Origin of the sequence: Streptomyces sp. Ru71 (assembly GCF_002920535.1) — a bacterium.
Lineage (GTDB): Bacteria > Actinomycetota > Actinomycetes > Streptomycetales > Streptomycetaceae > Streptomyces.
Map to the genome: position 1 here is coordinate 1 of NZ_PQSS01000147.1, position 5567 is coordinate 5567.

Genomic DNA, 5567 nt, shown 5'->3' on the forward strand with positions numbered 1-5567 from the left:
ACGAGGAGGACTACCGGGATCGCGGGGGCACGCGCAGTCTGGTGGGGTTGCCGGTGCGGGTGCACGGCCGGCTGGAGAGCCGGGGTGGGTTTCGGCGGGTCACGGGGGTGTCGGGGGTGGTGCCGGTGGAGGTGGACGAGGGGGAGCGGGAGCGGCTGATCAAGTCGCTGCAGGAGGATCTGGACTTCTTCGAGGAGGCGTGCGGGGGGGATTGAGGGGGGCTTGTTCGTCGTCTGCGGGTGGGTGGGCGGTTGCTCGCGGGTGCCTGCGGCGGCCTGTGCGGGTTGCGTCGTGGCTGGTCGCGCAGTTCCCCGCGCCCTGAAATGCCTGCGGCGGCCCGTCGCTGTCGCGTCGTGGCGTGCGTAGCGCCTTCTGTCCGGTGGGTGAGTCGGGGCCGGGGTGGGGGGTATCCGTCCTCGGTCCGGCCCACTGTCTCCGACGCGGAGAGGGTCGGCGGTGCCGGCCGCTGCGGGCGGACACCCCCCACCCCGCCCCCTCCCCGCCGCGGGCGGCTATCCCGCCGTCGTGGCCGGTCACCTCCATCGGCACCCCGTCGCGCCGGGCTGCGCCGCCCACCCCCGGCCCGCTACAGCGCCGGGCACGTGTAGGCCCCCTGGCCAGCGCTGGGCACCGGTTTCGCCTCCGGGCGTGTTCGGTCGGTACGATCCTTACTCGTGCGGGCGCTCCGGTATGGCGCCGCATCCCCACCTTCAGTCAGGAGAGACCGGTGTCAGACGTCCGTGTGATCATCCAGCGCGATTCCGAGCGGGAAGAACGCGTGGTGACGACGGGCACTACGGCCGCCGACCTCTTCGCCGGCGAGCGCTCGATCGTGGCCGCCCGCGTCGGCGGTGAGCTCAAGGACCTCGCCTACGAGGTCAAGGACGGCGAGACCGTCGAGGGCGTCGAGATCTCCTCCGAGGACGGTCTCAACATCCTGCGCCACTCCACCGCGCACGTCATGGCGCAGGCCGTGCAGGAGATCTTCCCCGAGGCCAAGCTCGGCATCGGCCCGCCCATCCGTGACGGCTTCTACTACGACTTCGACGTCGCCGAGCCGTTCCACCCCGATGACCTCAAGCGCATCGAGAAGAAGATGCAGGAGATCATCAAGCGGGGTCAGCGCTTCGAGCGGCGTGTCACCACGGACGAGGACGCCCGTGAGGAGCTGGCCGGTGAGCCGTACAAGCTGGAGCTGATCGGGCTCAAGGGCAACGCCGCGCAGGCCGCCGAGGGCGCGGACGCCGAGGTCGGCGGTGGTGAGCTGACCATCTACGACAACCTCGACGCCAAGACCGGCGAGCTGTGCTGGAAGGACCTCTGCCGCGGTCCGCACCTGCCCACCACCCGGAACATCCCGGCGTTCAAGCTGATGCGCTCGGCCGCCGCCTACTGGCGGGGCAGCGAGAAGAACCCGCAGCTCCAGCGCATCTACGGCACCGCCTGGCCGACCAAGGACGAGCTGAAGCAGTATCTGGACTTCCTCGCCGAGGCCGAGAAGCGGGATCATCGGAAGCTGGGTGCGGAGCTGGACCTGTTCTCCTTCCCCGAGGAGCTGGGCCCGGGTCTCGCCGTGTTCCACCCCAAGGGCGGTGTGATCCGCAAGGAGATGGAGACCTACTCGCGCAAGCGGCACGAGGTCTCCGGGTACGAGTTCGTGAACACGCCGCACATCTCCAAGGAGCGGCTGTTCGAGATCTCCGGTCACCTGCCGCACTACGCCGACGGCATGTTCCCGGCCATCGAGTTCGACGAGCAGAACTACCGCCTCAAGGCGATGAACTGCCCGATGCACAACCTGATCTTCAAGTCGCGCGGCCGGTCCTACCGTGAACTGCCGCTGCGCCTCTTCGAGTTCGGGACCGTGTACCGGTACGAGAAGTCCGGTGTGGTGCACGGGCTGACCCGCTCGCGCGGCTTCACCCAGGACGACTCGCACATCTACTGCACCAAGGAGCAGATGCCGCAGGAGCTGGACACGCTCCTGACCTTCGTCCTGGACCTGCTGCGCGACTACGGTCTGACCGAGTTCGAGCTGGAGCTGTCCACCCGCGACGACTCCGACAAGTTCATCGGCAGCGACGAGGACTGGGAGGAGGCCACCGAGGCCCTCCGCCTGGCCGCCGAGAAGCAGAACCTTCCGCTGGTCGCGGACCCGGGCGGCGCCGCCTACTACGGTCCGAAGATCTCCGTGCAGGTCAAGGACGCCATCGGCCGCTCCTGGCAGATGTCGACCATCCAGGTCGACTTCAACCAGCCCAAGCGGTTCGGCCTGGAGTACACCGCCGCGGACGGCTCCCGCCAGCAGCCGGTGATGATCCACCGCGCGCTGTTCGGCTCCATCGAGCGGTTCTTCGGTGTGCTGCTGGAGCACTACGCCGGTGCCTTCCCGGCCTGGCTCGCCCCGGTGCAGGCCGTCGGCATCCCGATCGGCGACGCCCACGTCGAGTACCTGCAGCGCTGGGCCGAGGCCGCGAAGGAGAAGGGGCTGCGGGTCGAGGTGGACTCCTCCTCCGACCGCATGCAGAAGAAGATCCGCAACGCCCAGAAGCAGAAGGTGCCGTTCATGGTCATCGCGGGCGACGAGGACATGGGCCACGACACCGTGTCCTTCCGCTACCGCGACGGCTCCCAGGAGAACGGCATTCCGTTCGACGAGGCCATCGCGAAGATCGTGAAGGTCGTCGAGGAGCGGGCGCAGGTCTGAGCAGGCTCTGTGAGCGGGCCCCCGGTGACGTGATCTCGCCGGGGGCCCTGCCCTGTCACCCACCTGGACGCCATATGCTGCACGCATGACGAGTGAGCCGGAGCAGCAGATCGGAGTGGGGACGCAGGACGCGTTCCAGCGCCTGTGGACGCCCCACCGGATGGCCTACATCCAGGGGGAGAACAAGCCGAGCGGCCCGGGGGCCGACGACGGCTGCCCCTTCTGCTCCCTCCCGGCCAAGTCCGACGAGGACGGCCTGATCGTCAAGCGGGGTGAGCAGGTGTACGCCGTGCTCAACCTCTACCCGTACAACGGCGGCCACCTGATGACCGTGCCGTACCGCCATGTCGCGGACTACACCGATCTCACGGCGGCGGAGACCGCCGAGCTGGCGGAGCTGACCAAGCAGGCGATGACCGCGCTGCGCACCGCCTCCGGCGCGCACGGCTTCAACATCGGCATGAACCAGGGCACGGTCGCCGGCGCCGGCATCGCGGCCCACCTGCACCAGCACATCGTCCCGCGCTGGGGCGGCGACACGAACTTCATGCCCGTGGTCGGCCACACGAAGGTGCTGCCGCAGCTCCTCGCCGACACGAGGAAGATGCTCGCCGAGGCCTGGCCGACGGCTTGAGCGTCAGCCGGGGCCGGTGAAATCCAGCCCGTCCGGCGCGTGAGGACGAGGCCGTTCAGGCCGATGGGGGTCTGGGGGCGCAGCCCCCAGGGACCCCGGCCACCCACCGAGCCGCGGGTGAGAACGGCCGAACCGCCGGAGGCCTACGCGTCGTAGACGTCCGCCTTCTTCGGCATCGGGTCCTGCACAGCCGTGCTGAGGAACGCCGAGCGGGTTCCGAACTTCTCCGTGTCCACCCCGTTCTCCTCCAGCACCTTGATCGCCGCCGCGTGCACCACGCGCAGCACCGGCGTCGCCGCCCGCAGCGCGTCGTCCGCCATGAAGCGGTGCCGCCACGGCTGGTCCGCCCAGGCGTGGCGCAGCCCGAACGGCTCCGGCAGGCCTATCGTGCCGCCGAGCCACTTCAGCAGCGGGGGATACCAGGTCAGCGGGGCGCGTACGGCGAGCCGTACGACCTCGTTGGTGGTGACCAGCGGCAGCTGGACCGTCCGGTTCTCCCACGGCTTGAGGGACTTGGCGACCTCCTTGGTCGGTGCCGTCGGCTTGGTGGTGAACAGCGGGTTCACCGGACCCAGCGCGTGGCCGGTGACCTCGATGCGCAGCGTCGCGTGCAGCACGGTCACGGTGATCAGCATGGTGATGACCAGCTGCCCGTCCCACAGGGTCCACTGCACGCCCAGGTAGTGCCGGTCACCCGCGCCGAACTGCTGCTTGTTGCAGATGTCCTGTATGGCGTGCGGCTTGACCTGGTACTCCTCGACGTCCGTGCCCGACGGCCGGGACACCTCCTTGGCGCCCTCACCGATCGGCGTGACGATCCAGTGCCGTATCGACGCGGCCGGGAAGCCGCCCGTGTTCAGCGGTCCGCGCTCCAGCATGCGCAGCTGATCGTGGATCGAGCGGATCACGTCCCAGCTGCGGAAGGGGTGGATCTCCCGGCCCGGGTCGGCGGGCACCAGTTCCTCGGCGAGCTGCCAGGAGCCCCAGCGGGTGCCCATGCCGAGGATGCCCTTGGGGCCGGCGTAGAAGACGGAGTTGGACTGCTGCTCGGCGCCGAGCCGGGCCAGGGACTGGCGCAGCTGCTCGGCCGCGGTCTCGCGCGGGCTGGTGGGCACCGCCTCGGGGACCTTGGCGCCGACGCTGCTGCCGGACAGCAGGCTGTCCCAGCGCTCGCGGAGGTCCTTGGCGGTCCGCTCGCAGATCTGCTTGGCCCAGAACCAGCCGACCACCGGCATCACCACCGCCGCGCGCGCGTACCAGGCCCAGAAGCCGCTGAAGGGCATGCGGACCAGGAAGATCACGGCGAGCGCGGCCACGGCGACGAGCAGGGTGGTGCCCAGCGCGGAGGCGCGCTTGTTGTCCGTCTTGTCGATGGTGGTGCGGATCTGGAAGACCAGCAGCCAGACCAGGAACCCGGGCAGGAAGAGCAGCCCGCACAGCACGATCGCGGCGGTGAGCCGGTTGTCGCGGTCCCGGCGGAGGTTGTTGGCCGCCAGGCAGTGCTCGACGACCACCTGCGGCTCGGCGCCGAAGGACTGGATGAGCGGCTTGCGGTCGTTGCCGATCATGCGGTCCACGACCGCGCGGGCGAACGCCTCGCCCAGGTTCGGCCGGAACAGCGCGAGCTTGCCCGGCTTCACCTCGGTCTGGTGCCACTCGTTGTCGGCCTTCTTGATCTCCTCCATCGGGCTGTCCCGGTAGGCCGCCGAGGCCAGCGCGAACGTCGCCGTCTGCCCCGCGTCGCCGGTACGCGGCACCTGCGGCCCGAAGAAGTCCGCGTAACCGCCGTCCACGCTCATCCCCACCCCCGGTCGCCGCAACTCTCGCTTCTGCGGCCTTCCCGACTTCCGTGCTGCGCACACCTGTTGATCAGGTCATCAGCGTATCCGCCGGCACCGACATCCGTCGGCGGACGGCCCTCAAAGCCGCCCGCCGACCCGGATGAGCCCCTTCCGTACGACGGTTGTGCGCGGGGAGCGGCAACTACGAGGCCGCGCGCTCCTGTTCTCGGAGCCGCTCGGCGACCTGCTGCGGCATCGGTTCGTGCCGCACGTACCGCCGGTCGAAGCGCGCGGTGCCGTGGGACATCGAGCGCAGGTCGATGGCGTACCGCCCGATCTCGATCTCCGGCACCTCGGCCCGCACCAGGGTGCGTCCGCCGCTGGTCTGCTCGGTGCCCAGCACCCGGCCGCGCCGGCCGGACAGATCGCTCATCACGGCGCCGAC

The 5567-nt window shown here is 69.9% G+C and carries 3 protein-coding genes and 2 pseudogenes; 3 read left to right on the top strand and 2 right to left on the bottom strand.

What is annotated here, in order from left to right:
* The 3 genes and pseudogenes from C3489_RS37630 to C3489_RS37640 form a co-directional block, all read left to right on the top strand.
* Window positions 1-215 (top strand): annotated as a pseudogene (locus C3489_RS37630) (hypothetical protein); the annotation flags it as partial.
* 512 nt (window positions 216-727) lie between these two features.
* Complete coding sequence (gene thrS / locus C3489_RS37635) at window positions 728-2707, top strand: threonine--tRNA ligase (RefSeq protein ID WP_103786630.1); 1980 nt, start codon at window positions 728-730, stop codon at window positions 2705-2707.
* Window positions 2708-2792: 85 nt separating this feature from the next.
* A complete protein-coding gene (locus C3489_RS37640) occupies window positions 2793-3341 on the top strand; it encodes an HIT domain-containing protein (RefSeq protein ID WP_103786631.1) in 549 nt (182 codons plus the stop codon).
* A gap of 143 nt (window positions 3342-3484) precedes the next feature.
* Here the strand turns inward: C3489_RS37640 and C3489_RS37645 are convergent, their stop codons facing one another.
* Entirely contained in the window at window positions 3485-5140 is a 1656-nt protein-coding gene (locus C3489_RS37645; RefSeq protein ID WP_103786632.1) for a hypothetical protein, read from the bottom strand.
* 184 nt (window positions 5141-5324) lie between these two features.
* Window positions 5325-5567 (bottom strand): annotated as a pseudogene (locus C3489_RS37650) (elongation factor G-like protein EF-G2); the annotation flags it as partial.